The following is a 24,214-nucleotide window of genomic DNA, read 5'->3' on the forward strand; positions in this document are numbered from 1 at the left end:
AGCGCACGATGCGCTCGCCTTTTCGGCGTTTCAGGACCTCAGGTCGTGGACGATCAACGACGCCGAGAGCAGCCGGATGTCCGTCGGATCGGCCGGGTTGTAGCCGGTGAGCTCGGTGACGCGGCGCAGGCGGTAGTTGAGCGTGTTGCGGTGCAGGTGCAGCTCGTCGGCCGTGCGGTGGCGGTTGTGGTCGCTGTTGATGAACGTCCTGAGCGTGTGCACCAGGTCGGGGTGCTCGGACAGCCGGTCCATCACGCGGGCCAAGCGTTTGCGGCCCGGGCCGGGACGGCAGAGCTGGTACTCGAGCAGCACGTCGTCGAGGACGTACGCGCCGGGCGGGCGTCCGAGGCGCTGGGCCAGTTCGGCGATGTCGGCGGCCTGACGGGCGGCGGCGGGAACGTCCTCGCGGTGCTCCGCCGCGGCGATCCCGCCGATCAGGACGGTGCCCGCGGCGGTGTGCAGGCTGCGGACCAGCACGGCGGCGTCCTCCAGGTCCGACTCGACGGTCTCCGCGGTGGTGGGCAGCAGCACCGTTCCGCCGTCGTGGTCCAACGCCGAGAGGGCGTGCTTCGGCAGTTCGGCCCGTAGGCGTCGCACGAGACCGTGGACGGCGAGACGTGCGTCGGCGCCCTCGGCCAGTGCCGGCGCGTCGACACGCACGGCGACTACGACGTGGTGACTGGACAGCTCCAGCCCGATCCGTTCGGCCAGCGGCTCGGCCTCCCTGCCGGTCAGCAGGGCCGCGACCAGCGCACGACCGGCCTCACGGCGTTCGGCGTGCAGGGCCTGCTGCTCGGCGAGGTACGACCCGGCCACGGCGGGAACGGCGACGCTCAGGTACCGCAGCAGCGCCGGCACCGTCGCCAGCAGGTCGGGCACCTCGTCCGGCTCGGCGACGGCGGCCATCGCCTCCCAGCCGACGGTCGCGGCGACGTGGTAGGTGCTGAGCACGATGTCGAGAGGAACGCCCTGCTGAGCGCGGCGCACCGCCGTGGCGATCTGCATGTCGAGCTCCTCGGGCGCGGGCGGCCGCTGTTCCCGCAACGCGCGCAGGAAGACCTGCAGGTGCCGGGTCACCGCCTCGGTGATCTCGCGGTCGACCAGCTGGTGCGGCAGCTGCCGGTACGTCGCGGATCTGGCGAAGAACGCCTCCAGCACCTTCTCGGCGATGCTCGGGATCTGCGTCGCGACACGGTCGTACAGCGGCGAGGCGGGGTTTGGTGCCTGGATGTCGACCACCGCCAGAGGCTTGCGCATCCGTGAGCCTCAGGCGATAGCCCGTTCCGGTGTGGTTGCTTGCACGAAAGAGGGACACCCCCGTTGTGCACGTGCCCCAAACATTTGACCCTATCGAGTGATGGCCGATGAGGACGGCTGCGTCGCGCGGTCAGAATCAGGCGTTGTGAGCAGCGTCGAGGAATGCATGAAGTTGTTGCTGCGTCGCGGGTTCCGGCGGACGGTCGTGCACGATCGGTTCACGTGCGCCAACGCTGTGATGTTCAGACGGGTGTGGCGTGGCACCAACGAGACGGTGCTCGCGTTATCGGAGTCGGAGGCCCTGGCCTATCGCGTGGCCGAGAGCGACGCGGACCCCGCGGACCCGTTCGTCGTCGATCCCGATCTGGCGATGTGGCAGTGCGGTGGCGAGTTCCTGGACGTCGCGGGCCAGTTGCTGGGGCTGCCCGCCGCGCCGGGACAGTCCGCGTTCGACCGGAATTCCGGCGGGTGACGTACCGCCGTTGATGCGTTGAGATGGAGTTCGGCTGCCGCCTGTGTGAACCCTGCGACCCCACACAAGGAGCAACCCGATGCGTCTCATGGCGATCGCCGGTGTCACCGTTCTGATGGTGGCCGGCATTCAGCCCGCGGCCCACGCCGGACCGGTGGGCAGCGGCTGGACCGAGCACAGTCCCGCGTGGAACCTGCAGATCCAGAGCAAGGGCGTGATCACGTCCTATCCGAGCAGCACCACCAGCGCGTCCGGGCCCGGCGGCTCCTACGCCCGCTCGGGCGGGGTGCAGACCTTCAAGCTGGTCAACAACGGCTCCAACCGGGTCGAGGCGCGGATCCAGGACAACTACCGGACCGGGCAGCGGCAGTTCGAGGGTGAGCTCAAGGTCACCGCGGGCACCGACGACGAGAGCGCCATGCAGATCTTCGGCAACGACGGCGACGGCGCCACCACGTTGATGATCAGGTCGTTCTCCCGCGACGGCGGCACCCTGCGCGGCGGCGGCAAGGATCTGGTCAGCGGCATCAACGGCAAGTGGGTGCGGATCAACGTCACCCACAACGCCACCGCGGCCGGCGGCAGCTACTCGATCTACATCAACGGCAAGCAGGTGCACACGGCCAACGGCCCCAAGGGCGACCACTACTTCAAGTACGGCGTGTACGGCACGTTGAAGACGGCGAGCGCCGAGCACCAGTGGCGCAACGTGCACTTCTACCGGAAGTAGTAATCTCGTCCGGTGGGTGAGACCGACCGGATCGGAGTGTTCTACGACGGCACGTGGTTCGCCTACCTGAGCGATTTCTACGCCACCGCGCACCCCAGAGGCGCGCGCATCTCTCTTGACGGCCTGCACGACGCGTTGCGCTGGTACGTCCACACGGAGACGGGTCGTCCGCTGGACGAGTGCGTGGTCGCCGAGGCGCATTACGTGCGCGGTCGCATCGACACTCCCGCCGAATCCTTCGACCGGGCACTGGCTGCCGCCGGCATCAAGCGGCACGACCTGCCGTTGCACAACGGCAAGGAGAAGGGCGTCGACGTCCTGCTCGCGCTGGAGGCGTGGGACCAGGCGACGACGGTGCCGTTGCAGTGGGTCGTGCTGCTGACCGGCGATTCGGACTTCGCTCCGCTCGCGGAGAGGCTGACGGCGCGGGGGGTGCACGTGATCGTGCCGGTGGTGGACATCCGGACGGTCCAGGCGCCGCCCGCGTGGACTCCGCGCACCGCGGCGCCGTTGCGGGCCGCGACGCCGTTCACGCCGGGGTTCGACGCGCTGTTCGCGCCCGGTGACCAGGCCGATTACCCGTTGCGGCGCGCCTTCGTGCGGTCGTCGCAGGTGGTGGCGTCGCCGGTGGGAGCGCCGCGCGGTCGTCGCAAGGGCACGGTGGCCAGCTGGAAGACCGGGCAGGCGCACGGGTTCATCACCGACACGCGCGGCGGGTCGTGGTTCGTCTCGCGCGACGAGTTGCCGTCGGGGCTGACCCTGCTGCTGGCGGGCACGACCGTGTCGTTCACCGGATCGCCCTCGCCGTTGCCCGGCCGCAAGTACCCGAGGGCGCAGGCCGTCCGGCCGGAATGACAATTGTCATCCTCACGTCGTGACGCTGCCTCACTACTGGTGAAAGCCCGCTCCGACCAGGCTTGACGCCATGGAAACGGTGCTTGAGGTGCGCGGGGCGCGGCACGACTACGGTGCCACGCGAGCGTTGGACGTCGTTGATCTCGACGTCGGCGCGGGGGAGTGCGTGGCGCTGCTCGGGCCGAACGGCGCGGGCAAGACGACGCTGGTCAACCAGGTGATCGGGCTGCTGCCCGCCAAGGCCGGTTCGGTGCGCGTGCGCGGCGGAGATCCGCGGGTCGCGGCGACCCGGCGGAACCTCGGGGTGGTGCAGCAGTCGCTCGGGTTCCCGAACACTCTGAAGGTGTCCGAGCTGGTCACGGGGGCCGCGGTGCGGGCGGGCAAGCCCCGGTCGGCGGCCGGGCCGGTGATGGCCGAACTCGACCTGACCGACCTCGCCGGACGACGGGCGGCCAAGCTGTCGGGCGGTCAGAAGCAACGGCTGCAGCTCGCCATGGCGCTGGTCGGCGATCCGTTGCTGCTGGTGCTGGACGAGCCGACGGCGGGCCTGGACGTGCCCGCCCGCAAGCGGTTCTGGCAGATCCTGGCCGAACGGCGTGCGCGCGGGACCGGGGTGCTGCTCACCACGCACATCATCGAGGAGTCCTCGGCCGTCGCCGACCGCGTCGTCGTGCTCGACCACGGCCGCGTGCTCGCCGAGGGCACGCCGGACGAACTGGTCGCGCGGCTGCCCGACCGCACGGTCATCGCCCGAACGGGTCTCGGCTTGGAGCGCCTCCAAGCGCTGCCCGGTGTCGTGTCGCTGCGCAACGACGGCGAGCACGTCCACCTCGGCACGCGTGCGCCGGAGGCGTTGCTGCGGGTGCTGCTCGCGGAGGACCCCGGCCTGACCGACCTGCGGGTCGAGGGCGCCGGGCTGGAAGAGGCAGTGGCCGGTCTGATCGAAAGGGGTGCGGCATGACGGTGCGCGTTTCCGGGCACAGTTCTGGGAAGGTCTTCGGCGTCGAGCTCGCGGACGAGCTGCGGGGGATCGTCCGCGAACCCGCCGCGTTGTTCTTCTCGATCATCATGCCGGTGGCGTTCTTCGCGCTCTTCGTGTCGCTGTTCGGGAAGTTCAGCGACGGAGGGCTGTCCTCCGGCACCACGATGATCGCCACGTTCGGCGCGTTCGGCGTGATCTCGGTCGTGCTGATGAACCCCGGCATCGGCGTCGCGGCCGACCGGGAACGCGGCTGGCTGCGGGCGAAGCAGGTGTCCGCGGTGCCGATCGGCGTGACGCTGGCGGCGAAGGTGGTGGCGGCACTGCCCTACGCGGCAGGGGTGCTGGTCGCGATGACGGCGACGGCGGCCGTGACGGGTGCGTTGAACGCGCCGTTGCCCGCGCTGCTCAGGGTTCTGGGCGTGCTGGTGGCCGGGGCGTTGCCGTTCGCGTTGCTGAGTCTCGCGATCGGGTTCCAGGTCGGCTCGGGTGCCGCGGCCGCCGTGCTCAACGCGATCCTCATCCCGTCCGCCGTCGTGTCCGGACTGTGGATGCCGCTCGACTTCATGCCCGCGTTCTTCCGTGACGTGGCACCGTTCCTGCCGACCTACCACCTGTCAGAGCTCGCTCGCTCGCAGCTCACCGGCGGTCCCGTGCTGACGCATGTGCTGGTGTTGCTGGGGACGGCGATCGTGGCTGCGGTGCTCGCGGCCGTGTCGTATCGTCATGCGCGGTCATGAGAAAAGTCGCTGGGATCTCCCGCTGGTTGCACCTGATCTACCTGGGGAACCTGCTGTGGGCACCGATCTTCGACCCGGCCGCGGACTGGGTGGACTGGGCGCTCGTCGCCGTCGTCGTCGTCGCCTTCGTCCCGATGTACGTGCTGGCGTGGCGGCGGCCGGACCGGGTGCGCTGGTGGTGCCTCGTGCCGACGGTGGTGCTCGGTGCGTTGACGACGCCGTTCAACGCCGGTGCCGCCGTGCTCTTCGTCTACGCGGGGGCGTTCGCCGGCCTCGCGGAGTCACGGCGGGTGGCGATGCGGTGGTTCGTCGGCCTGACCGCGTTGATCTGCGTGTTCGGCGTGGTGTCGGTCGTCGAGATGCCGTACCGGCTGTGGGCGCTGCTGCCGTCGCTGATCTTCCTGTGGGTGATCGGCATCGTGCAGGTGGAGTGGTCCGAACGGGACCGCGAGGGGTCTGACCTGCGCATCCGCACCGCGCGGATCGAGCACCTCGCCACCCTCGCCGAACGGGAGCGCATCGCCCGCGACCTGCACGACCTGCTCGGCCACACGCTGACCGCGATCATCGTGCGCGCCCAGCTCGTCGCCGCGGATCCGGCGCGGGCACAGGAGGAAGCAGCCGAGATCGAACGCACCGCCCGTGCGGCACTGGGCGAGATCCGCGACGCCGTCACCGGCTGGCGCAGCGCGTCGCTCGAGACCGAACTGGAGGCCGCGCGCACCGCGTTGGCGAGCCTCGGCGTCGAGGTCGTCGTGCGCAGGGATCCCGGGCTGGTGATCGTCGGCTCGACCGAGCACGAACTGGCGCTCGCGCTGCGGGAGGCCGTGACCAACGTGGCTCGGCACGCGCGGGCCAGGACGTGCCACATCGGGGTCGAGGCCCGCGACGGTGAACTGCGGCTGGTGATCGCCGACGACGGCATCGGCGGGCACGCGCCGGAGGGCAACGGGCTGACGGGCATGCGCGAACGGATCGCCGCGCTCGGCGGCCTGGTCGCACGCACCGCCACGGCCGGCACCACCGTCACCATCGCCGTTCCGCTGAAGGTGGCCACGTGATCAGGGTCGTGCTGGCGGAGGACCAGGCGATGGTGCGCGGCGCGTTCGCCCAGCTGCTCGACCTGCAGCCCGACGTCACGGTCGTCGCGACCGCGGGGGACGGCGACGAAGCCCTTGCGGCCGTGGCGGAACATCGGCCCGACGTGCTGCTGACAGACATCGAGATGCCCGGCCGCACGGGCCTGGACGTCGCCCAGGAACTGAGCTCCCGAGGCGATCCGACGCGAGTCCTGATCATCACGACGTTCGCCCGCAGTGGGTACCTGCGGCGTGCGATGGACGCGGGCGTCGCGGGGTACGTGCTGAAGGACGCGCCGATCGCGGACCTGGTCTCGGCACTGCGTCGCGTGCACGCCGGCGAACGCGTGGTCGCCGCCGAGCTCGCGATGGCCGCGTGGGACAGCGCCGATCCGTTGACACCGCGCGAACGCGAGCTGCTGCAGGAGGTCACGACCGGTGCGAGCAACGCGGACATCGCGGCCCGGCTCAACCTCGCCGAGGGGACGGTCCGCAACTACCTGTCGACCGCGATGGCGAAACTGGGCGCGCGCAACCGTTCCGAGGCGGCGAACACCGCCCGTGAACGCGGCTGGCTCTAGTTCTTGCGCTTCACCATCTCGTTGATCCAGATCGGTGCGAACGGCGACGTGCAGCCCGGCGGCGTCGGGTAGTCCTTGAGGACCTCCAGTCGTTCACCGATCTCGATCGCACGGGCCCGCAGCGACGGGTGCTCGATCCCGATCTGCGCCAGGCAGTGGTTCATCGCCCACTGCAGCCGCTCCGGGGCGTCCTTCATGTCCTTCTCGACGACGTCGAGCAGACCGTCGAGGTCCAGGCCCTCCGGCTGCTTCGCCACGCGGTCGACGGTCAGCGCCCAGCCCGCGCTCGCGACCACCGGGTCGGGATCGTCGAACCACAGCACGCGCAGTTCCTCGGTGTGCGGGCCCTTCTTCACGACGTAGTTCACGAGCCAGTCGTGCACCTTGGGGCGCTTGGCCTCGCGCAGCATGGTGTCGAGCTGGTCGCGCGAGAACGCCTTGGGACGGCAGATCAGCAAAGCCAGCAGCCGGGCCGCGGTGTCGCCCGTCGCCCACAGTTCGAGCGAGAGGTCCTGCTGGGTCTTGAGGCGCTTCGCGATCGCGCGGAGCTTGCCGAGGTTCACGCCGTGGTCGTCGCCGTGCTTCTCGTTGACCGCGCGCGCCTTGGGGTCGTCGAGCGCGGCCAGTTCGGCCATCAGCACGGCCACCGTCTCGTCTGCCACCGCTCGACCTCCCGTTCGCCACCGACGCCTGACAGCCTACGAGCCGCAACACCGGAAGGCGGGTTGTGCCCTTTGCCGGGGGCACAACCCGCTGACTCAGTCGCTCAGCGCCGCGACCACCGGGCACTGGTCCTGGACACCGTTCTCGGCGACGTCCAGCAACGCCACCCGCACCCGGTCCAGGTCGCGCATCCGCTGCTCGATCTCGGCGACCTTGCCGGTGACCACGTCGCCGACGTCGGGCGTCGTCGAGGCGCTGAGGAGCTGCTCGACCTCGGTGAGCGTGAAGCCGAGCCGTGCCGCGCGGCGGATGAACTTCAACCGCTTCAACGCTTCCGGGTCGTAGTGGCGGTAGCCGCCGTGGGTGCGGGTGGTGGGGACGACGAGGCCGCGGCGCTCGTAGAACCGCACGGTGCTGATGCCCACCCCGGCGGCGCGGGCCAGTTCGGATATGCGCACCACCGGACGCTACCTCCGCACGAGTGCGCGTAGCTGGGCCGCGCCCCAGAACAGCTCCAGCACCAGGAACCCGGCCAGCGCCGGCGTGTGTCCGTTCCACAACGCCCACGCGAACCAGAGGCTGAACAGAGCGCGCCCCGCGGTGTCGGCGGCGATCAGCAACGGTTCGGGACGCAGCCAGCGGACGATCGACCACATCACCACGACCGTGCCGAACAGCGTCGAGAACAGGAGCGTTTCCTTGGCGTGGGGCGTGCCGAGGAGGTCCAGCACCAGCGCGCCGGTCCAGGGCGTGACGAACGCGATGCTCGCCACGAGGTCGTACAGTGCGCCGGCTTTGCCCCAGCGGGCCACGCGATCTCGGGTCATGCCGATCACGATGAGCCCTGCACCGTGGTGCAAGGTCAAGTCCGTTCCCACTACCGTTGCGAGTGGTTGTCGAACCGAAGGAGTCGCGTGACCGGCCAGATCGTCCGCCACGCCGGCCAGATCGAGGCCGTGCGCGTGCGGTTCGCGGCCGTGCACCAGGCCAGCGCGGTCGTCGTCGGCGACGAGACCGTGTACGGGCGGCTGTGCCGGTGGATCATCCACCCCGTCCTGGAGAAGCACGCCCGGCAGGACGAGCTGGTCTCCTACGTCGAGGAGAACCTGCGGCTGATCGTGGCCGGGTTGTACGACCTCTACGGCGTGCGGCCGCCTCGTCCCGACCCCGTGCGGGAGGCAGCCGTGCCGTCGCTGGTGGCGCCGGTCGAGGACTCGGCGCGGGCGGCGATGGAGCTGATCGGGCCGTTGCACGACGTGCTGGACGAGCTCACCGGGCTGCCGGACGTCGTCGCCGCACATGCGATGACCTGGTACAACATCGCGGCCGAGCAGCAGGACATGGCCGACGAGCTCGAGGACTTCCTCGACCACGACGTTCCCGAGTGGAGCGGCGCCGGGGAGCATCTGCGGTTGATGGGCCACAACATCGACGCGATCCGCGGGCTCAGTTCGGTGTCGGCGGCGTTCGGGGAGATCACCGAGAGCGTCGGGGTGCTGGTCGCGCAGACCCGGCGGCTCGTGCGGGAACTCGTGATCAGCCTGGCCGTGGCGCCGACGGACGCGACGCTGTGGCGGCTGGCGTGCCGGATCGCGGTGTACGGGGTGGCGCTCAACGCCACCCTCACGCACCTGGAGGACCGCCTCGAAGGTTAGGCGGCTCGTTGCGCGCGGCGGCGGGCGATCTGCGGCAGGAACCACATGTAGACGCCCGTTCCCATCAGGACGAACAACGGCAGCAGCGGCACGTACGACACCCACACCACCGAGTTGTCCACGGTCAGTGCGACTGCCGTGAACACGACGGTGGCCATGAAGACCATGCTCACCACGCGGTGGAACTGACGGATTCCCTTGCTGCTTACCATTTTCGCTGTCCTCCCGGTTGCTGGTGAGGACAACGGTAGGAGCGTCGGCTCAGCCGCGCTTCTCGATTCCTGACCGGACGATCGCGCGGGCCTCCTCGGGGGTGAGGTTGCCGGTCAGGGTCAGGCTCGCGAGCCCCAGCGCCAGGGCGAGGAGCTTCTTCGCCGCGTCGCCGACCAGCGCCGTCAACAGGGCGATCAGCTCGTCGTAGTCCTGGCGGAGGCGCCCGGCCATTTCCGGGTTCGTGAGGGCGTGCGTCTCGAACGCCTGCGCGACGCGGAACAGCCGGCGATCTTCGTCGGTCGCGGGGATGAGTTCGGTCAGCAGTGCCTCGGCCGGTGACGACTCGGAGAGCCGGGCCTGGACGCGGGCGGTGCCGCGATCGTTGATCGCGGTGAACGCGGCCGTGAGCAGGTCGTCCTTGCTGGGGAAGTAGTGCTGGACGCGACCCACGGACACGCCCGCCCGCTCGGCCACGCGGCGGATGCTGACCTGATGGGTGCCCTCGGTGTCGACGATCGCGAACACCGCCTCCAGGATCGCGCCGCGCCGTTCGTCGTGGGCGGCACCCCTGCCTCGTGCAGGCTTCACTCGGCTCCCTCTTTTCGAGACGTTCGCATTGATTTGACCACATGTCGGATCGCGGCTACCGTCGAGCATCAAATCAATACGTTCGTATTCATCAGGGGGAGCTGTGGAGCTGATCGCACTGGTGTTGCTCGTGCAGGGTGGCGGCGGGTTGATCAACAACCTGACCGGTGGCTCGAAGAGCTGGTTCGCGTTGAACTACGTGGAGATGCCGGACGCGCTGCGCGTCGCGGCGTACGCGGTGATGGTGCTGCTGGGCCTGGTTCTCGTGGTCCGCAGGTTCGGCTGGGACTGGTTGAAGGGCTAGTGCTGTCGTGCGCCATGCAGTGCCTCCGTGACCACTGGAAAGACTCCCTCACCTGGCCGGCGGCGCTGGACTCGGTGGGGTGTGCGGCGCCGCCGGCACTCATGCCGGAAACTTTCTTGGCGCGAGATGTCGATACCGGGCATCTCCCGTTCGACGCACTGATGACAGCAAGCGCGAACACCGAGGAGAACCAGATGCGCACCCTGATCGCCACCGCCTTCGTCTCCCTCGACGGCGTCGTCGAGGGACCCGGTGGCGAACCCGGTCACCGCAGCTCCGGCTGGACCTTCAAGGATATCGAGTTCGACGAGGCCGCCTACGAGATCAAGGGCCGTGAGCAGGAAGAAGCCGCGGCCATGATGATGGGCCGGGTCAGCTACGAGGCGTTCGCCCCGGTGTGGCCGACGCTCGACTACTTCCCGCAGTACAACGCGATGCCGAAGTACGTCGTGTCCAGCACGCTGAAGGAAGACCAGCTGGTCGACAACTGGGGCGACATCACGATCCTGCGGTCGCTGGACGACGTCGCCGCGCTCAAGGAGACCGAGGGCGGCCCGATCTCGCTGCACGGCAGTGCGACGCTGAACCGCAACCTGTCCGACGCGGGCCTGATCGATCGCTACCACCTGCTGGTGTTCCCGGTGCTGCTCGGTGCGGGCAAGCGGCTGTTCAGCGAGTCCGACAAGGACAAGCAGATGCTCAAGGTCGTGGAGAGCGAGTCGTACTCGAACGGCATCCAGAAGCTGGTCTACGACGTCGTGCGCTGACGCACCAGCTCGGCGAGCCGCAGCCACGCCGGCGAGAAGTCCTGGACGTGCGCGCCCAGCAATGACTTCTCGTCGGCGGACAGCACCTCGTGCACGGTCTGCGCCGCCTCCTGTCGCAGCCTGGCCGCCATGACGTCGGCCAGGTCTTGCAGCCGCGGGTCGGCTGGATCCCAGTCGTGGGCCTGGTCGTAGGTGACGTAGAACTGCCGGAAGCCCGGATCCGCCAGCTGGTCCCGTTTCTGCGCGATCCACGTCAGCGCCTGATCCGGGTAGGCGGCGGCGAGCACGATCCAGCCGTCGCGTTCGAAGCTCACGCCGCGTTCGCTGACGCCCAGAGCACGTAGCTGGTCCAGGTAGTCGGTGATCTCGGCGGGCAGGAACATCCGGTCGCCCGCCCGCAGTGCCGCGACGCCGGCCTTGCGGTGCTCCAGCTCCTCGATCTGCCGGGTCAGGCCCTGGCCGATCTCCTCGACGGCCGCCGCGAACTGCTCCGGGGTCGCCCTGATCAGCTCGTGCACGCGGGTCAGCGGTACGCCGGCCGCCGTCAGGGTCCTGATGCGGATCAGGTCGACCACGGCCTGCGCGGGGTAGCGCCGGTAGCCCGAGGCGTCGCGTTCGGGTTCGGGGAGCAGACCGGTCTGGTGGTAGTGGCGCACCGCGCGCACGGTGACCCCGACGTACTCGGCCAGTCGCTTGATCGTCAGCACGTCGTCATTCTGGGGCTTGACCTTGACGGTGCGTCAGCCTTCGAGCATTGCCGGCATGTTCACGAACTGGCATCGCCCGCTCCTGGTCAACACCGTTCTCATGCTCGGACTCGCGCTGGTCGCCGCGTTCGGCATCCTCCTCGACGACCGGGAACTCCTCGGTGAGCCGATCTGGCTGAAACCGCTGAAGTTCGGCCTCGCGTTCGCCCTCTACTCCGGCACTCTCTCGTGGTTGCTGAGCACGTTCACGAGAGCACGCGGGTTCGGCTCCTGGATGGGGACGGCGTTCGCGATCGCCTCGTTCGCCGAGGTCGCGGCCATCACGACGCAGGCGGCCCGCGGCACGTTCAGCCACTTCAACACCTCGACCGACTCGATCACCCTGCTCGCCACGCAGGTCTTCACCAACGGTGTGGCGGTGTTGTTCCTCGTGCAACTGGCGATCGTGGCGCTGGCGCTGCTGCAACGGGACGGCGACCGCGGGCTGAAGCGGGCGGTGCGCGCCGGTCTCGCGATGGCGACGTACGGCATGGTCGTGCCGGTGTACTTCCTGGCCACCGAGGTCCACCAGCGCACGGTCGTCGACGCCAACGGCCGGGAGATCGTGATGTACCAGGGACACGGCATCGGTGAGGCCGGCGACTTCCGGGTGCCTCACTTCGTCGGGCTGCACGCGGTCCAGGTGCTGCTGGTGGTGTTCTTCGCGCTGCGGCGGATGGACGAGAACAGCCGAGCGCGGCTGATCACCGTCGCCGCGCTCGGCTACGCCGGACTGCTGGCCTTCGTGACGTGGCAGGCCGGCAGCGGTCACGCCCTGCTCCCGTGGTGATCAGGTGCACTCGCGCACCGCCGCCACGACTCCGGCGAACGAGTCGACCAGCCAGGTCGGGTTCGCGCTGAGCAGCTGGTCGACGCTGTGCACGCCGTAGGTCACGCCGATGGACGACATCCCGGCACCGTGCGCCATGTGGATGTCGTGCGTGGTGTCGCCGACCATGACCGCGTTCGCCGGTGCCACGCCGAGCTTGCGCAGCACGAGGAGGCCGGACTCCGGGTCGGGCTTGGGCTTCGCGACCTGGTCCGCGCCGACGACGACGGAGAACTCCTCGCGCAGACCGGCCGCGGTGAGCAGTGCCTCGGCGTTCACGATGAACTTGCTCGTCGCGACGGCGAGCCGGAAACCGTCCTCCCGCAACGACTGCAGCCCGTCGTACACGCCGGGGAACACCAGCTGCGTCGCCATCGGCAGCACGATCTTGCGGAACGTCGACTGGTAGACCTCGACGCACCGGGCGACCACCGGTTCGTCCTCTGGCAGGCCGAGCACCTTCGCGAACGCCGAGGGCAGCGGCAGCCCGATCGTGCCGCGAATGGTCGGAGAGTCCACTGTGGGCAGATCGAGCTGGGCGAACACCGCGGCGAACGTCGTGACGATCCCGCGCGGGGAGTCGACCAGCGTGCCGTCCAGATCGAAGATCGCGCAACGGTTCACGAGGAGAACTCCTTCGCGTGGGCGGCGGCGAGCTCCCCGGCGACCTCGGCGGTGTTGATCAGCACCGCCATTGTCGCCTTCGCGGAACGCCCCTCCGTCGCGCGGTCAACGGCACGCTCAAGGTACTTCGTTCCCGTGGCGAGAACGGATGTGATCACGGACTCGATCTCGGCGCTGTCGATGGCGTCCGCGGGCTTGGTCGGTGTGGTGACGAGGAACGAGCCCGGGCTGCCGAGGGCCCAGTGGCTCTCGATCGCCCGGGCGAGCACGGCCGGGTCGTCGACGCGGTGCGGAGCGCGCAGTCCGCTGGACACGCAGTAGAACGCGGGGAAGTCGTCCGACCGGTGGGCGACGACCGGAACGCCGTGCGTCTCCAGGAACTTCAGGGTGAGGCCGAGGTCGAGGGTGCTCCTGGCGCCCGCGCAGACCACCGCGACCTTCGAGCGGGTGAACTGGACGAGATCCGGCGAGACGCGGCGCGCGTCGCGGTGCACACCACCGATCGCGGCCGCGGACAGGAACTTCAGCCCCGCCAGCTCGGCCGCGATCAACGAGGACGCGACGGTCGTCGCGCCCGTCGTCCCGCGGGCCAGCACGACCGGAAGATCCCGGTTGCCGACCCGCGGAACACCTGGTGTGGAAGCGAATCGCTCGATGTCGGTCTCCGAGAGGCCGACGAGGATCCGGCCCTTGTCGATGCCGATCGTGGCGGGCACCGACCCGCTCGCCCGCACCGCGTCCTCGGCCAGGCGCGCGGTCTCCGCGCTGTCCGGGCCGGACCTGAGCACACCCGACGGAAGCGCCACGACGGGCTGCCCCGCCGTGATCGCCTCGGCCACTTCCTCGCCGTACACCAGGGGAATGTTCATCGGCACCTCAGTAGCTCGGGGTCTTGCGCAGGAACTCCTTGCGTTCCAAGATCTCCGGCGCGTAGACCTGGTCCTGCCACGCCTGCGGGTCGACCGGTTCCACGGCGATCGACACGACGCCCTCGTCGCAGCCGAACGCCCGTGTCACCGCCTCGGTGATGGCCGAGACCAGCTCGGACGTCTGCTCCTCGTTGAGCGGGGCAGGGAAGTGCTTGATGTTCACGTGCGGCAATGCGACCTCCTCACGACTGGCCTCCCGCGATGGCGAGGGTGACCGCCTTGGTGACGGCCGCGATCAGTTCGGCCATCTGCTCGTCGGACAGCAGCACCGGCACCGCCGCCACTTCCTCGCGCACGGCGGCGTTCTGCTCCATCGACGCCAGCAGCTCGTCGATGTCGGGCTCGCGCAGCAGGCTGTAGTGGTCGGCCTCCAGCTCGACGATCACCGGGTCGGTGACCGAGAAGCCCTCGCTGCCCTCGATGAACGAGTAGTCGTCGCCCCGCGCCTTGAAGATCGTGAGCGGCGCGGTGATCGTGCGCTCGGCCAGTTCGCTGAAGGTGTACTTGAAGGAGAACGTCTCGGTGACGATCCTGATGATCCGCCGCACGAGCTCGCTGTCGAGGTCGCGGAACTCGCTGCTGATGAACGCCGCGAAGCTGTCGTCGTCCTTCGCGACCTCCAGGCACCGGCCCAGCCGCGCGTCGGTGATGCTGCCCGCGAAGACCGAGAACAGGATCGTCACGAACGCGCTGTTGTCGTAGGACGCCTCGTCGCTGTCCCGCTCCGAGCGCACCTTCGGCGACCCCGGCGCGATCAGGTACAGGTTCGCGATCTCCTCGCCCGCCTGCTCCAGCTGGTAGGCCGTCTCGAACGCGACCCGCGCGCCGAAGGAGTAGCCCCACAACGTGTACGGGCCCTCCGGCTGCACTTCCTTGATGGCCTCGATGTCGGCCGCGGCCATCTCGCGGATCGTGCTGTACGGCGTCTCGCCCTCGTTGATTCCGTGCGCTTGCACGCCGTAGAACGGGCGCTCCGAACGACTTGCGAGCGTGCGCAGGTTCATCGGGTAGCCGCCCAGGCCGGGCCAGCAGAACACCGGCACCGCGTCCCCGTTGGGCTGCAACGGGACCAGCCGCGAGATCGGTCCCTCGTGCAGGCCGTCGACGCGCCGTGAGAGTTGCTCGATGGTCGGCGACTCGAACAGCACCTGCAACGGCAGGGAGGTGCCGAAGTCCTTGTTGATGCGGTTGACCAGGCCCACCGCGATCAACGAGTTGCCGCCGGTCTCGAAGAAGTCGTCGTGCGTCGAGACGGTCTCGCGCTTCATCAGCTTCTTCCACATCTCGCTGATGCGGCGCTCGGTGATGGTGCGCGGCGCGACGAACGGCCGGTCCTGGTCGTCGACGTTGGTCTTGTCCGACTTCTCCAGGGCCTTGACGTCGATCTTGCCGTTCGCGGTGACCGGCAACGCGTCCAGCACCACGACCTTGTTCGGGATCATGTAGTCCGGCAGGAAGTTGACCAGATCGTCCCGGATCAGCTCGGCCGGGCCCTTCATGTGGACGACGTCCTCCTTCATGCCGGGGCTGCGGCGCTGGTCGTAGGAGACCTTGCCGCCCAGGAAGAAGTACGACGGCCCGTCCTGCCGGCCGGCGGCCTTCAGGACGTCGCAGATGCGCTTGGCCGACGGGAGGTCGTTGTTCGTCTTCGAGCTGTAGCCCGACGACATGAAGCCGAGGTCGACGTCGTTGGCGGACAACCGGTGCATGGTCCTGCCGAGGTCGATGTAACGCCGCCACGGCTCAGTGGAACGGCCGATGGCGCTGATGCCGAAGCTCGCGCGCTCGTACACCGCCTGGTTGATGGCGATGACGTGCTTGCGCAGCACCAGGTCGTCGGACACGCGCTCGAACTCGCCGTCGGCGAACCGGTACTGGCCGCCGGGCAGGTTCGTGACGCGGCCGGGGTGCGTCTGGACGTAGACGTCGACCTCGTCCTCGCGGATGCCGGTGTAGGCGCTCAGTTCGAACGTGCCGAGGTAGTAGTCCTCGTCGGCGACGTCCAGCAGTTCCTTGGTCTCCGGGGTGTGCGCGGCGGCCGTGATGTCGAGTCCGTAGCCGGGGAGGACCTCTTCGAAGAGCCCGACCATGTGGCCGGTCTCGATCTCCAGGACCTCCTGGATGTTGTTGAGGTACACCGACTCGATCGCTGCCTTGCGCCCGATGAAGTGCAGTTTCGCCTGCGCTTCATAGCTTTCCGGCAGCGGCGAGATCAGCACGAGCTGGTGGCGCAGCGGGTGGTAGTAGTACAACCCGCTCGGCAGGCCCGCGATGTGGTGCAGTTCCAGGTGGAGCTGGGTCGCGTAGAGCGAGCCCGGTGACGCGTAGCCGTACTTCGGCAGCAGCCGCTGGTCGCTGAAGTGCGCGCCGAAGTAGCGCAGGATCTCGCCCAGCTCCGCGAAGTGGATCGCCTTCGGGTCCTTGGAGCCCGCGCCGATCGGCTTGCGTTCCAGCAACCGCCGCAGGTCGGCGTCGGTGACCTGGCCGCCCTCGTAGAACCGGTAGGACTTGCGCGAGAAGACGACCTTGCGCTGCAGGCAGCTCGCCTCCTCGCCGGGCAGTTCGAAGCTCTGCCGGTCGCTGAGGTCGTCGCGCACGCCGGGGTTCGACAGCTGCGCGCGGACCTGCAGGCGGCTGGACTTCGACTGGTGGTGCGAGCCGGAGTTGCCCTGGTCCATCAGGGCGGCTTCCTTGGGGTTGAGCTCCACGCACGCGATCAGGTTCTGGAACCCCGTGCGCTCGTCCTCCTTGACGATCACCGCGGCGTTGCGCACCCAGTCGTGCGTCTCGATCGCGAGCCGGATCTCGTCCAGCTCGACCCGGTAGCCGCGGAGCTTGACCTGGCTGTCCGCGCGTCCGGCGAACTGCACGGTGCCGTCGAGGTTCTGCGTCACGAGGTCGCCGGTGCGGAACATGCCGTCCACGAACCGTTCCTCGGTCAGCTCCGGCTGGTGCAGGTAGCCGCGGGCGACCTGGACGCCACCGATGTAGAGCTCGCCGATCTCGCCCGGCGTGACCATGTCGCGGTTGTCGTTGAGCACCAGGTACGTCGTGTTCGCGACGGGCAGGCCGATCGAGATCGACTTCGGCGCCTCGGCGAGTTCAGCCGGGTCGACCACGTGCGACGACGAGTTGATCGTCGTCTCCGTCGGGCCGTAGACGTTGATGAGCGCGACGTTCGGCATGTCCGCGACGAACGCCTGGGCGAGCGTGCGGGACAACGCCTCACCACCGCTGAAGACCTGCTTCAGCGACGTGACGGTGTGGAACTCCTCGGTGTCGATCAACGCCTGCAACAGTGTCGGCACGCACTGCAGCGTGGTGACACCGTGCTCGCGCATGGTCTCGATCAGCATCTCCGGGTCGCGGTAGATGCCGGGACGGCCCATCACCACGGTGCTGCCGACCGCGGGGGCCAGGATCTCCCACTGCGCCGCGTCGAAGCTCATCGGCGTCTTCTGCACCACGCGCTTCGTGCCGTCGATGGCGTAGGTGTCGTGCAGCCACAGCATCTGGTTGACGATGCTGCGGTGCTCGATCATCACGCCCTTGGGCCGGCCGGTGCTGCCCGAGGTGTAGATGATGTACGCGAGGCTGTTGTGGGCGGGGGAGAAGCCGTCGTCGAACGCCTCGTCGCAGTCGTCGAGCGTGACGATTCTCGTTGTGCTGGGCGCGAGTTCGGCCAGGCGTTGCTTCAGCGCGGGCTGCGTCACGACGACCTTCGTGCGCGAGTCCTCGATCATGTACCGGAGCCGGTCCTCCGGGTACTCCGGGCTCAACGGCAGATAGGCGCCCCCGCCGCAGAGGATTCCCCAGGCGCCGACCACGAGGTCGAGCGAGGGTTCGACGAACATGCCGACGCAGTCGTCCTCGCTGATGCCGAGGCGGCGCAGATGCGTGGCGAGCGCGGAACTCTGCTCGAAGAGTTCGCCGTAGGTGATGCTTTGTTCACCGAAGACGACGGCTGTGCGATCGGGGTGTTCCTCCACCTGCTTGCGCAGCAGGTCCGGGAGGCAGCCGCCGTCCACTTCAGCTTCGTGCGACATCTCAGAAATCCCCCAAGCGGTCGACAGGCAAGAGTGGTGCGAGCGCGTTCTTGGTTAGTTGAAGAACGTATGAGTAACGGCTCGAAACCCACTGGAGCGATCTGCCTGGTGACCAGCCGAGGAGGTCTACCAGAACCGCCTTGAACGGCAACGGATTCCCGCCCACTGAGACGCGTGGTTCGGTGGCGAATGGTTGCCCCACCGTCCACAGTGGTGTTGGGTGGATGCCAACTTCGAGGGCGGGGCCGCGAGGATGAATGTTCTGCAGTACGTGGCCGATCGCTGGGATCGGCTGTCTTTGCAAGCGTTTCTGCATGTCAGTGCCGTTGTGCAGTGCACAGTTCTGGCGACTGTGCTCGGTGTGGCGATCGGGGTCGCGGTCTATCGCAGTCCGGCCGGATCCGCGCTGGCCACGGCGTTGGCGAGCACGATTCTGACCATTCCGTCGTTCGCGTTGCTGGCGTTGCTGATTCCGGTGTTCGGACTGGGCGCGAACACCACGGTCGTCGCATTGGTGCTTTACGCCTTGTTGCCAATAGTTCGCAACACGGTGGTCGGGCTGGCCGGAGTGGATCCGGCTGTGAGTGATGCCGCAAGAGGGATTGGGATGAGCAGATTCGGGGTACTCGCGCGCGTCGAGTTGCGTTTGGCGTGGCCCGCGATTCTCGCGGGAATGCGGGTCGCCACGCAGATGCTGATGGGGATCGCCGTGATCGCGGCCTATGCGAAAGGGCCGGGTCTGGGGTCCGAGGTGTTCTCCGGGCTCGCGAACGCGGGCAGTGCGAACTCGATGAACCAGGCCCTCACCGGAACGATCGGCGTGGTGATCCTCGCCCTGCTGCTCGACGGCGTGTACGTGCTGGTCAACCGTTTCACCGTGTCGAGGGGCGTCCGTGGCTGAAGGCATCGAGATCCGGCTCGACCACGTCACCAAGCGGTATCCGGGGCAGAAGGCGGCCGCGGTCGACGACTTCTCGATGGTCGTGCCCGCCGGGCAGATCGTGGTGTTCGTCGGGCCGTCCGGCTGCGGCAAGACCACGACCATGCGGATGATCAACCGGTTGATCGAGCCGACGTCCGGCACGATCACGATCGGCGGCGAGGACGCGCTGAAGATCGACCCGGACGACCTGCGCCGGCGCGTCGGCTACGCGATCCAGCAGGCGGGGCTGTTCCCGCACTTCACCGTGGCGCAGAACATCGGGATCGTGCCGGGACTGCTCGGCTGGGACAAGAAGAAGATCGCGGACCGCGTCGACGAGATGATGGACCTGGTCGGGCTCGATCCCGGCGAGTTCTCCGATCGTTTTCCCCGTCAGCTCTCGGGCGGCCAGCAGCAACGGGTCGGCGTCGCCCGCGCGTTGGCCGCCGATCCGCCGGTGCTGCTGATGGACGAACCGTTCGGCGCGGTCGATCCGATCACGCGCGGGCACCTGCAGGACGAGTTGCTGCGGCTGCAGAGCGAGCTCCGCAAGACGATCGTGTTCGTCACGCACGACTTCGACGAGGCCGTGAAGCTCGGCGACAAGATCGCCGTGCTGGGCGACCGGTCCACGATCCTGCAGTACGACACCCCGGACGCGATCCTGGCCAACCCGGCGGACGACACGGTGGCCGGGTTCGTCGGCGCCGGTGCGTCGCTGAAGGCGTTGACGCTGACGCGGGTGCGGGACGTCGAACTGGGTCAGGCGGTGACCGCTCGGTCCGACGCCGATCCGTCCACTGTGGAGCTCGGTGACGAGAAGTTCCTGCTGGTGCTCGACCAGCGCGACCGGCCGCTGACGTGGGTGCGCGCGAGCGAACTGAAGCGCGCGACATCGCTGCATCGCATCGGCCAGCCGGTGCAGGACTCGGTGTCGCTGCAGTCGACCCTGCGGGACGCACTGGAAGCGATGATCACCGAGGGAGGCCGCGCCGTCGTCACCGGTGGTCGCGGCGAGTACGTCGGCACGATCGACCTCGCGACCGTCACCGAGGTCGTGCAACAGCTGCGGACGAACGCATGACGGCCGGGCGGATCCGGTTCTGGGCGCAACCCGTCGCGGTGTTGCTGATCGTCGGCGGAGTGCTGGCGTGGGTGTTCTCCACCGAACTGACGGCGACCGAGAAGGGCACGCTGAACGCGTCGTCGTTGCTGACCGCGTTGCGCGACCACCTGGCGATGACTGTCGTCGTGACCGCGATCGTGGTGGTGGTCGCGGTGCCGGCGGGCATCGTCGCGACCAGGCCGTGGGCCCGTTTTCTCGCACCGGCGTTCCTGGCGGTCGCGAACGTCGGCCAGGCAGCGCCCGCACTGGGTGTGCTGGTGCTGTGGTTCCTGGTCACCGGTGCTTCCGGCGGGCTGTGGGTGGCCGCGCTGCCGCTCGCGTTCTACTCGCTGCTTCCCGTGCTGCGCAACACGATCGTCGGAATCCAGCAGGTCGATCCGTCCCTTGTGGACTCCGGTCGCGGCATCGGCATGTCGGCGTCCGGCGTGTTGTGGCGCGTCGAGCTCCCGCTGGCCGTTCCGCTGATCCTCGCCGGTCTGCGCACCTCGCTGGTGCTCGCGGTCGGCACGGCCACGTTCGGCCTGTTCGTCAACGCCGGCGGGTTCGGGTTGCTGATCGACACCGGCTACAAGCTGAACCTGATGAAGGTCCTGGTGACCGGCTCGGCGCTGGCGGCGGGTCTCGCGCTGCTGGTCGACTGGGTCGGCGCGGTGATCGAGCAGTGGTTCGGCCCCAAGGGGGTCAGGTGAAGAGGGTTCTGCTCGTTCTGGCGCTGTGTCTGGCCGGCTGCGGCCTGGACGTCAACAGCGCGTTGCCCTACAAGGTGTTGCCGGGCTCGATCCAGCTCGACCAGTCGCTCCAGGGCGTCGAGATCACCGTGGGGTCCAAGGACTTCACCGAGAACATCCTGCTCGGCTACCTGGCCGAGATGGCGTTGTCCGCGGCCGGTGCCGACGTCGTCGACCTGACCGACCTGAAGGGCTCTCAGACCGCCCGGCAGGCGCTGCTCAACGGCGAGGTCGACGTCACCTGGGAGTACACCGGCACCGGCTGGATCAACTACCAGGGGAACGTTCTTCCGGTTCCCGGCGGCGAACAGGCGCAGTACGACGCCACGAAGAAGGCCGACCTGGAGAAGTACGGCGTCGAGTGGCTCGCCTACTCGCCGCTCAACGACCAGTACGCGTTCGCCGTCACCGAGGCCTACGGCGAGCAGCACGGCCTGAAGACCACCTCCGACCTGGCGGCGTTCCTCACCCAGAACCCGGATCAGGCGGTGTTCTGCCTGGAGACCGAGTTCACCAGCCGCCAGGACGGTTTCCCGGCCGCGCAACGCACCTACGGGTTCCCGACGACCGAGGTGAAGAACTTCGGCATCGGCACGATCTACTCGGCGGTCGCGGGCGGCACCTGCCCGGTCGGCGAGGTGTTCACGACCGACGGCCGCATCGCCGCGCAGAAGCTCCGCGTGCTGGAGGACGACAAGAAGGCCTTCCCGCAGTACAACGTCGCACCGACCGTGCGCGCCGAGTTCCTCGCGCGGTACCCGCAGATCCGCGGCCCGCTGGAGAAGGTGAGTGCCGCGCTGACCAACGACCAGATGATCGAGCTGTGCCGTCAGGTCGACGTGGAGGGCAGGGACGCGGGCGAGGTGGCGCGCGACTGGATGGTGTCGAAGGGGTTCATCAGGACGGACTGATCAGCGCATCGCCCGTCCGACCGGAGGCAGCACCGAGACCATCGCCGCGGCCAGCCACAGCATCAGCGCGAGGCCCGGCACGATGATCAGCGTGCCGCCGTGGTCGATGGTCAGTCGCACGACTGCGAAGACGTAGTAGGCGACCACGAGGAACCCGAGCCCGGCGAGGACCCGGCGCGCGAACCCGAGCCGGGCGATCACCAGTGCGGCGAGCAGCAGCACCACACCGCCCGCGACGTAGGTGGCGACGATCGCCGGGTCGCCGTTGGCGATGAAGCCGCGCCCGAACGCCAGTCCCAGCAGCGCGACGGCGGCCTCCGGGGTCTGCCGGATGCCCTTGCCGTCGGCGGAGTTCAGCCCTGCCAGCACGAAGCACAGCACCGCGACGAGCAGCCACAGCCCACCCGCGAGGAACGCCGGCGCGACGCTCGGCGGCAGCGGCTGACCCCAGCCGGGGGCGGGGCCGTAACCCGGACCGTGTCCCTGCGGCTGCTGCGCCTGCCAACCCTGGTTCGGATGCACGGCAGCCACCATACGAGCCGTGAGGCCAGGCCGCAGGGAATTCGCGGAAGGCCCAGCGCGGCAGGCGTTTTGCCCGATTGACGTTGCCGGTCCGGCGCGGGAGGTTGTGGGGAAACCGAAGGGGGAGAAGCGAATGCGAGCAACCCTGCTAGGTGTCGCTCTGGCCGTGAGCGGCATGGTGGTCGCGGTGGGACCGGCGAGTGCGGCGGGACCGTGCTCGGTCGACTCGACGAGGACGACTCCGGGCGGCTACGTCGCCAAGGTGTCCTGTTCCAGTCCGACCGCGTTCATCGACGGGTACGGCAGCACGACCGGAGACGCGAATCGGGAGGCGTTGCTGCTGAGGCAGTTCCAGAGCAACGGCGGGCCGCTGTGCAGCGGCGACCTGAGCAGGACGGCGGTCGGCGGGTTCGAGGTCAAGATGTCGTGCGCGAAACCGACCTCGTTCGTCGACGCCTTCGGCACCACGCTGACGGACGCGGCGCGGGAAGCCAGGCTGCTCAAGGAGATCGCGCCCGGCCGGTTCTGCACGCACGACACCGTGCGTGCCATCTCCGGCGGTTACGAGGTCAAGGGCGGTTGCACGAAGCCGACCGTCTGGTTCAGCGGTGTCGGCAGCACTGTCACGCAGGCCGCGGAGAACGCGCGACTGTCCTCAGGCGTCGGCTGAGTTCTTGCGATCGGTGTGGCCCAGAGAGCGTTCCGGCGCCACCCGGTCGCGCACGAGCTGCTTGAGCACGGCGAGGTCCGGGAAGCCTTCCTGAACCTTTCGCGACCACAGGGTCTCGCCGTCGAGCCGCACGTCGAACACGCCGCCGGTGCCGGGGATCAGCGCGACCTCGCCCAGTTCCGCGGTGAACGTGGTCAGCAGCTCCTGAGCGGTCCACCCGGCGCGCAGCAGCCACCGGCACTGGGTGCAGTACTCGATCTCCAGACGCGGTGTCCTCATGTCCGATTCTCAACAGACTCCCCGGAGCGGGTCGCGTCCCAGCCCCAGCTGGCCAGCAGTTGCAGCGCCTCGGCGGACGGCGTGCTCGGCTCCGCGTGGTAGGTGGTCAGGAAGAGGTCGGGCTCGCTGGGCATCCGCAGCGTCTCGTACGACAGCGTCATCTCGCCGACGAGCGGGTGGCGGATCGCCTTGGTGCCGAAGGACTTCTCCTTGACGTCGTGCCTCGCCCAGAGCTGCCGGAACAGCTCGCTCTTCACCGACAGCTCGCCGATCAGGGCGGTCAGCTCGGGGTCGTTCGGGTAGCAGCCCGCGTCCATCCGCAGGAACGCCACGACGTCGGAGGCCTTGCTCTCCCAGTTGACGAAGAGCTCCTGATAGGAGGGCCGGAGGAAGATGAACCGCGCCCAGTTCCGGTCGCGCGGCTCCAGCTCGCCCCAGTCGCCGAACAACGCCGCCGCCATCGGGTTCCACGCGAGCACCTCGCAGCGCCGCCCGCCGATGTACGCGGGCACGTTGATGTTGTCGAGCAGGTGCTTCAGCGCCGGGCGGACGCTGCTGCGCCCCACCTTCTTCTGCTTCTTGTTGTCGTACGGGCAGGCGGCGAGGTTGCGCAGGTGCGTGTGTTCGGCATCGTTGAGCCGCAGCGCACGGGCGATCGCGTCCAGCACCTCGTCCGAGACGTTGCGGCCGTTGCCCTGCTCAAGCCGTGTGTAGTACGCCACGGAAACGCCCGCGAGCTGCGCCAGTTCCTCACGGCGCAGGCCCGGCACACGGCGGGTGCGGCCGTAGCGGGGCAGCCCGACGTCGTCGGGGGACAGCCGCGCACGGCGGCTGCGCAGGAACTCGCTCAGCTCGGTGCGCGGGTCCACGTCCATGCACCCGAGTATCCCCGGCCTGGGCGAACCGTGCCTGCTACTGCTGGTGGTAGGCACGGCAGACGTACGAAAAGCAGGTGTCTGGGTAGCGCCCTCGAACCCGAGCAGTGTCGTCATCGACACG

General features: G+C 68.7%; 30 protein-coding genes. 16 read left to right on the top strand and 14 right to left on the bottom strand.

What is annotated here, in order from left to right; all coding sequences use genetic code 11:
* Window positions 1–30: 30 nt before the first annotated feature.
* Window positions 31–1,257 carry a PucR family transcriptional regulator gene (locus SK854_RS27095; protein ID WP_319977933.1) on the bottom strand — a complete coding sequence of 409 codons (1,227 nt, stop codon included), beginning with the start codon at window positions 1,255–1,257 and terminating at the stop codon, window positions 31–33.
* 166 nt (window positions 1,258–1,423) lie between these two features.
* On the opposite strand from SK854_RS27095, the gene SK854_RS27100 reads away from it, so the two are divergent.
* The 7 genes from SK854_RS27100 to SK854_RS27130 all read left to right on the top strand — a co-directional run bounded on the left by SK854_RS27100 (window position 1,424) and on the right by SK854_RS27130 (window position 6,693).
* Complete coding sequence (locus SK854_RS27100) at window positions 1,424–1,729, top strand: hypothetical protein (RefSeq protein WP_319977934.1); 306 nt, start codon at window positions 1,424–1,426, stop codon at window positions 1,727–1,729.
* A gap of 79 nt (window positions 1,730–1,808) precedes the next feature.
* Entirely contained in the window at window positions 1,809–2,459 is a 651-nt protein-coding gene (locus SK854_RS27105) for a hypothetical protein (RefSeq protein ID WP_319977935.1), read from the top strand.
* 12 nt (window positions 2,460–2,471) lie between these two features.
* Window positions 2,472–3,314, top strand: coding sequence for an NYN domain-containing protein (locus SK854_RS27110; protein WP_319977936.1), 843 nt, complete (start codon window positions 2,472–2,474; stop codon window positions 3,312–3,314).
* Between the two features lie 70 nt (window positions 3,315–3,384).
* Window positions 3,385–4,275, top strand: coding sequence for an ABC transporter ATP-binding protein (locus SK854_RS27115; RefSeq protein WP_319977937.1), 891 nt, complete (start codon window positions 3,385–3,387; stop codon window positions 4,273–4,275).
* Window positions 4,272–5,033 (top strand): ABC transporter permease, encoded by a 762-nt coding sequence (locus tag SK854_RS27120; protein WP_319977938.1) that lies wholly within the window; start codon window positions 4,272–4,274, stop codon window positions 5,031–5,033. Before SK854_RS27115 ends, SK854_RS27120 begins: the two co-directional genes overlap by 4 nt.
* Entirely contained in the window at window positions 5,030–6,094 is a 1,065-nt protein-coding gene (locus SK854_RS27125) for a sensor histidine kinase (RefSeq protein WP_319977939.1), read from the top strand. The genes SK854_RS27120 and SK854_RS27125 overlap by 4 nt, the downstream gene beginning before the upstream one ends.
* Window positions 6,091–6,693, top strand: a complete 603-nt coding sequence (locus SK854_RS27130; protein WP_319977940.1) for a response regulator transcription factor — start codon at window positions 6,091–6,093, stop codon at window positions 6,691–6,693. Before SK854_RS27125 ends, SK854_RS27130 begins: the two co-directional genes overlap by 4 nt.
* Here the strand turns inward: SK854_RS27130 and SK854_RS27135 are convergent.
* The 3 genes from SK854_RS27135 to SK854_RS27145 form a co-directional block, all read right to left on the bottom strand.
* Window positions 6,690–7,328 (bottom strand): DNA alkylation repair protein, encoded by a 639-nt coding sequence (locus tag SK854_RS27135; RefSeq protein WP_319978192.1) that lies wholly within the window; start codon window positions 7,326–7,328, stop codon window positions 6,690–6,692. The two genes, SK854_RS27130 and SK854_RS27135, sit on opposite strands and share 4 nt — an antisense overlap.
* A 123-nt stretch (window positions 7,329–7,451) precedes the next feature.
* On the bottom strand, window positions 7,452–7,814 hold the full coding sequence (locus SK854_RS27140) for a MerR family transcriptional regulator (RefSeq protein WP_319977941.1): 363 nt from the start codon (window positions 7,812–7,814) through the stop codon (window positions 7,452–7,454).
* A gap of 9 nt (window positions 7,815–7,823) precedes the next feature.
* Window positions 7,824–8,183 carry a hypothetical protein gene (locus tag SK854_RS27145; RefSeq protein ID WP_319977942.1) on the bottom strand — a complete coding sequence of 120 codons (360 nt, stop codon included), beginning with the start codon at window positions 8,181–8,183 and terminating at the stop codon, window positions 7,824–7,826.
* An 87-nt stretch (window positions 8,184–8,270) separates the two neighbouring features.
* Here SK854_RS27145 and SK854_RS27150 point away from each other — a divergent pair, with 87 nt between their 5' ends.
* Window positions 8,271–9,011: a hypothetical protein gene (locus SK854_RS27150; RefSeq protein ID WP_319977943.1), complete on the top strand. Its 741-nt coding sequence runs from the start codon at window positions 8,271–8,273 to the stop codon at window positions 9,009–9,011.
* Here SK854_RS27150 and SK854_RS27155 read toward each other — a convergent pair.
* Both SK854_RS27155 and SK854_RS27160 read right to left on the bottom strand, forming a co-directional pair.
* The gene (locus tag SK854_RS27155; RefSeq protein WP_319977944.1) at window positions 9,008–9,223 is read right to left on the bottom strand and encodes a hypothetical protein; all 216 of its coding nucleotides are present in this window, start codon (window positions 9,221–9,223) and stop codon (window positions 9,008–9,010) included. The two genes, SK854_RS27150 and SK854_RS27155, sit on opposite strands and share 4 nt — an antisense overlap.
* Before the next feature lie 49 nt (window positions 9,224–9,272).
* Window positions 9,273–9,812 (bottom strand): TetR/AcrR family transcriptional regulator, encoded by a 540-nt coding sequence (locus SK854_RS27160; RefSeq protein ID WP_319977945.1) that lies wholly within the window; start codon window positions 9,810–9,812, stop codon window positions 9,273–9,275.
* 103 nt (window positions 9,813–9,915) lie between these two features.
* On the opposite strand from SK854_RS27160, the gene SK854_RS27165 reads away from it, so the two are divergent.
* Both SK854_RS27165 and SK854_RS27170 read left to right on the top strand, forming a co-directional pair.
* Window positions 9,916–10,116 carry a hypothetical protein gene (locus tag SK854_RS27165; RefSeq protein WP_319977946.1) on the top strand — a complete coding sequence of 67 codons (201 nt, stop codon included), beginning with the start codon at window positions 9,916–9,918 and terminating at the stop codon, window positions 10,114–10,116.
* 194 nt (window positions 10,117–10,310) lie between these two features.
* A complete protein-coding gene (locus SK854_RS27170) occupies window positions 10,311–10,883 on the top strand; it encodes a dihydrofolate reductase family protein (protein WP_319977947.1) in 573 nt (190 codons plus the stop codon).
* Here the strand turns inward: SK854_RS27170 and SK854_RS27175 are convergent.
* On the bottom strand, window positions 10,865–11,590 hold the full coding sequence (locus SK854_RS27175; RefSeq protein ID WP_319977948.1) for a MerR family transcriptional regulator: 726 nt from the start codon (window positions 11,588–11,590) through the stop codon (window positions 10,865–10,867). The two genes, SK854_RS27170 and SK854_RS27175, sit on opposite strands and share 19 nt — an antisense overlap.
* Window positions 11,591–11,645: 55 nt before the next feature.
* Between SK854_RS27175 and SK854_RS27180 the strand changes: the two genes are divergently transcribed.
* Window positions 11,646–12,419, top strand: coding sequence for a hypothetical protein (locus SK854_RS27180; protein ID WP_319977949.1), 774 nt, complete (start codon window positions 11,646–11,648; stop codon window positions 12,417–12,419).
* Here SK854_RS27180 and SK854_RS27185 read toward each other — a convergent pair whose 3' ends face one another.
* Genes SK854_RS27185 through SK854_RS27200 form a run of 4 tightly spaced genes read right to left on the bottom strand, consistent with a single transcriptional unit; the run spans window position 12,420 to window position 18,057 of the window.
* Window positions 12,420–13,082, bottom strand: coding sequence for an HAD family hydrolase (locus SK854_RS27185; protein ID WP_319977950.1), 663 nt, complete (start codon window positions 13,080–13,082; stop codon window positions 12,420–12,422). It lies immediately after the preceding gene.
* A complete protein-coding gene (locus SK854_RS27190) occupies window positions 13,079–13,951 on the bottom strand; it encodes a pseudouridine-5'-phosphate glycosidase (protein WP_319977951.1) in 873 nt (290 codons plus the stop codon). The genes SK854_RS27185 and SK854_RS27190 overlap by 4 nt, the downstream gene beginning before the upstream one ends.
* A gap of 7 nt (window positions 13,952–13,958) precedes the next feature.
* A complete protein-coding gene (locus SK854_RS27195; protein WP_319978194.1) occupies window positions 13,959–14,174 on the bottom strand; it encodes a tautomerase family protein in 216 nt (71 codons plus the stop codon).
* A 19-nt stretch (window positions 14,175–14,193) separates the two neighbouring features.
* Window positions 14,194–18,057 carry an amino acid adenylation domain-containing protein gene (locus SK854_RS27200; RefSeq protein ID WP_319977952.1) on the bottom strand — a complete coding sequence of 1,288 codons (3,864 nt, stop codon included), beginning with the start codon at window positions 18,055–18,057 and terminating at the stop codon, window positions 14,194–14,196.
* Window positions 18,058–18,310: 253 nt separating this feature from the next.
* On the opposite strand from SK854_RS27200, the gene SK854_RS27205 reads away from it, so the two are divergent.
* From SK854_RS27205 to SK854_RS27220, 4 genes are read left to right on the top strand one after another with little or no spacing between them, the layout of a single operon-like run.
* Window positions 18,311–18,958, top strand: a complete 648-nt coding sequence (locus SK854_RS27205; RefSeq protein WP_093599265.1) for an ABC transporter permease — start codon at window positions 18,311–18,313, stop codon at window positions 18,956–18,958.
* On the top strand, window positions 18,951–20,063 hold the full coding sequence (locus tag SK854_RS27210) for an ABC transporter ATP-binding protein (protein WP_319977953.1): 1,113 nt from the start codon (window positions 18,951–18,953) through the stop codon (window positions 20,061–20,063). Before SK854_RS27205 ends, SK854_RS27210 begins: the two co-directional genes overlap by 8 nt.
* On the top strand, window positions 20,060–20,794 hold the full coding sequence (locus SK854_RS27215) for an ABC transporter permease (protein WP_319977954.1): 735 nt from the start codon (window positions 20,060–20,062) through the stop codon (window positions 20,792–20,794). The genes SK854_RS27210 and SK854_RS27215 overlap by 4 nt, the downstream gene beginning before the upstream one ends.
* Complete coding sequence (locus SK854_RS27220) at window positions 20,791–21,744, top strand: glycine betaine ABC transporter substrate-binding protein (RefSeq protein ID WP_319977955.1); 954 nt, start codon at window positions 20,791–20,793, stop codon at window positions 21,742–21,744. The genes SK854_RS27215 and SK854_RS27220 overlap by 4 nt, the downstream gene beginning before the upstream one ends.
* On the opposite strand, the gene SK854_RS27225 is transcribed toward SK854_RS27220, so the two are convergent.
* Window positions 21,745–22,266, bottom strand: coding sequence for a hypothetical protein (locus SK854_RS27225; RefSeq protein ID WP_319977956.1), 522 nt, complete (start codon window positions 22,264–22,266; stop codon window positions 21,745–21,747).
* A 133-nt stretch (window positions 22,267–22,399) separates the two neighbouring features.
* Here SK854_RS27225 and SK854_RS27230 point away from each other — a divergent pair, with 133 nt between their 5' ends.
* Entirely contained in the window at window positions 22,400–22,936 is a 537-nt protein-coding gene (locus tag SK854_RS27230; protein ID WP_319977957.1) for a hypothetical protein, read from the top strand.
* Here SK854_RS27230 and SK854_RS27235 read toward each other — a convergent pair.
* Both SK854_RS27235 and SK854_RS27240 read right to left on the bottom strand, forming a co-directional pair.
* The gene (locus tag SK854_RS27235) at window positions 22,922–23,215 is read right to left on the bottom strand and encodes a SelT/SelW/SelH family protein (protein ID WP_319977958.1); all 294 of its coding nucleotides are present in this window, start codon (window positions 23,213–23,215) and stop codon (window positions 22,922–22,924) included. The genes SK854_RS27230 and SK854_RS27235 overlap by 15 nt on opposite strands.
* The gene (locus SK854_RS27240) at window positions 23,212–24,090 is read right to left on the bottom strand and encodes a helix-turn-helix domain-containing protein (RefSeq protein ID WP_319977959.1); all 879 of its coding nucleotides are present in this window, start codon (window positions 24,088–24,090) and stop codon (window positions 23,212–23,214) included. Before SK854_RS27240 ends, SK854_RS27235 begins: the two co-directional genes overlap by 4 nt.
* Window positions 24,091–24,214 lie beyond the last annotated feature (124 nt).

The sequence above is a fragment of the Lentzea sokolovensis genome (assembly GCF_033949975.1).
Taxonomy (GTDB): domain Bacteria; phylum Actinomycetota; class Actinomycetes; order Mycobacteriales; family Pseudonocardiaceae; genus Lentzea; species Lentzea sokolovensis.

Excerpts from the sequence above, each read along its gene's own strand:
- SK854_RS27180 (WP_319977949.1), top strand. The coding sequence starts at position 11,646 with ATGTTCACGAACTGGCATCGCCCGCTCCTGGTCAACACCGTTCTCATG.
- SK854_RS27120 (WP_319977938.1), top strand. The coding sequence starts at position 4,272 with ATGACGGTGCGCGTTTCCGGGCACAGTTCTGGGAAGGTCTTCGGCGTC.
- SK854_RS27235 (WP_319977958.1), bottom strand. The coding sequence starts at position 23,215 with ATGAGGACACCGCGTCTGGAGATCGAGTACTGCACCCAGTGCCGGTGG.
- SK854_RS27125 (WP_319977939.1), top strand. The coding sequence starts at position 5,030 with ATGAGAAAAGTCGCTGGGATCTCCCGCTGGTTGCACCTGATCTACCTG.
- SK854_RS27145 (WP_319977942.1), bottom strand. The coding sequence starts at position 8,183 with ATGACCCGAGATCGCGTGGCCCGCTGGGGCAAAGCCGGCGCACTGTAC.
- SK854_RS27230 (WP_319977957.1), top strand. The coding sequence starts at position 22,400 with ATGCGAGCAACCCTGCTAGGTGTCGCTCTGGCCGTGAGCGGCATGGTG.
- SK854_RS27155 (WP_319977944.1), bottom strand. The coding sequence starts at position 9,223 with ATGGTAAGCAGCAAGGGAATCCGTCAGTTCCACCGCGTGGTGAGCATG.
- SK854_RS27205 (WP_093599265.1), top strand. The coding sequence starts at position 18,311 with ATGAATGTTCTGCAGTACGTGGCCGATCGCTGGGATCGGCTGTCTTTG.
- SK854_RS27170 (WP_319977947.1), top strand. The coding sequence starts at position 10,311 with ATGCGCACCCTGATCGCCACCGCCTTCGTCTCCCTCGACGGCGTCGTC.
- SK854_RS27240 (WP_319977959.1), bottom strand. The coding sequence starts at position 24,090 with ATGGACGTGGACCCGCGCACCGAGCTGAGCGAGTTCCTGCGCAGCCGC.
- SK854_RS27115 (WP_319977937.1), top strand. The coding sequence starts at position 3,385 with ATGGAAACGGTGCTTGAGGTGCGCGGGGCGCGGCACGACTACGGTGCC.
- SK854_RS27105 (WP_319977935.1), top strand. The coding sequence starts at position 1,809 with ATGCGTCTCATGGCGATCGCCGGTGTCACCGTTCTGATGGTGGCCGGC.
- SK854_RS27215 (WP_319977954.1), top strand. The coding sequence starts at position 20,060 with ATGACGGCCGGGCGGATCCGGTTCTGGGCGCAACCCGTCGCGGTGTTG.
- SK854_RS27200 (WP_319977952.1), bottom strand. The coding sequence starts at position 18,057 with ATGTCGCACGAAGCTGAAGTGGACGGCGGCTGCCTCCCGGACCTGCTG.
- SK854_RS27100 (WP_319977934.1), top strand. The coding sequence starts at position 1,424 with ATGAAGTTGTTGCTGCGTCGCGGGTTCCGGCGGACGGTCGTGCACGAT.
- SK854_RS27190 (WP_319977951.1), bottom strand. The coding sequence starts at position 13,951 with ATGAACATTCCCCTGGTGTACGGCGAGGAAGTGGCCGAGGCGATCACG.
- SK854_RS27135 (WP_319978192.1), bottom strand. The coding sequence starts at position 7,328 with ATGGCCGAACTGGCCGCGCTCGACGACCCCAAGGCGCGCGCGGTCAAC.
- SK854_RS27095 (WP_319977933.1), bottom strand. The coding sequence starts at position 1,257 with ATGCGCAAGCCTCTGGCGGTGGTCGACATCCAGGCACCAAACCCCGCC.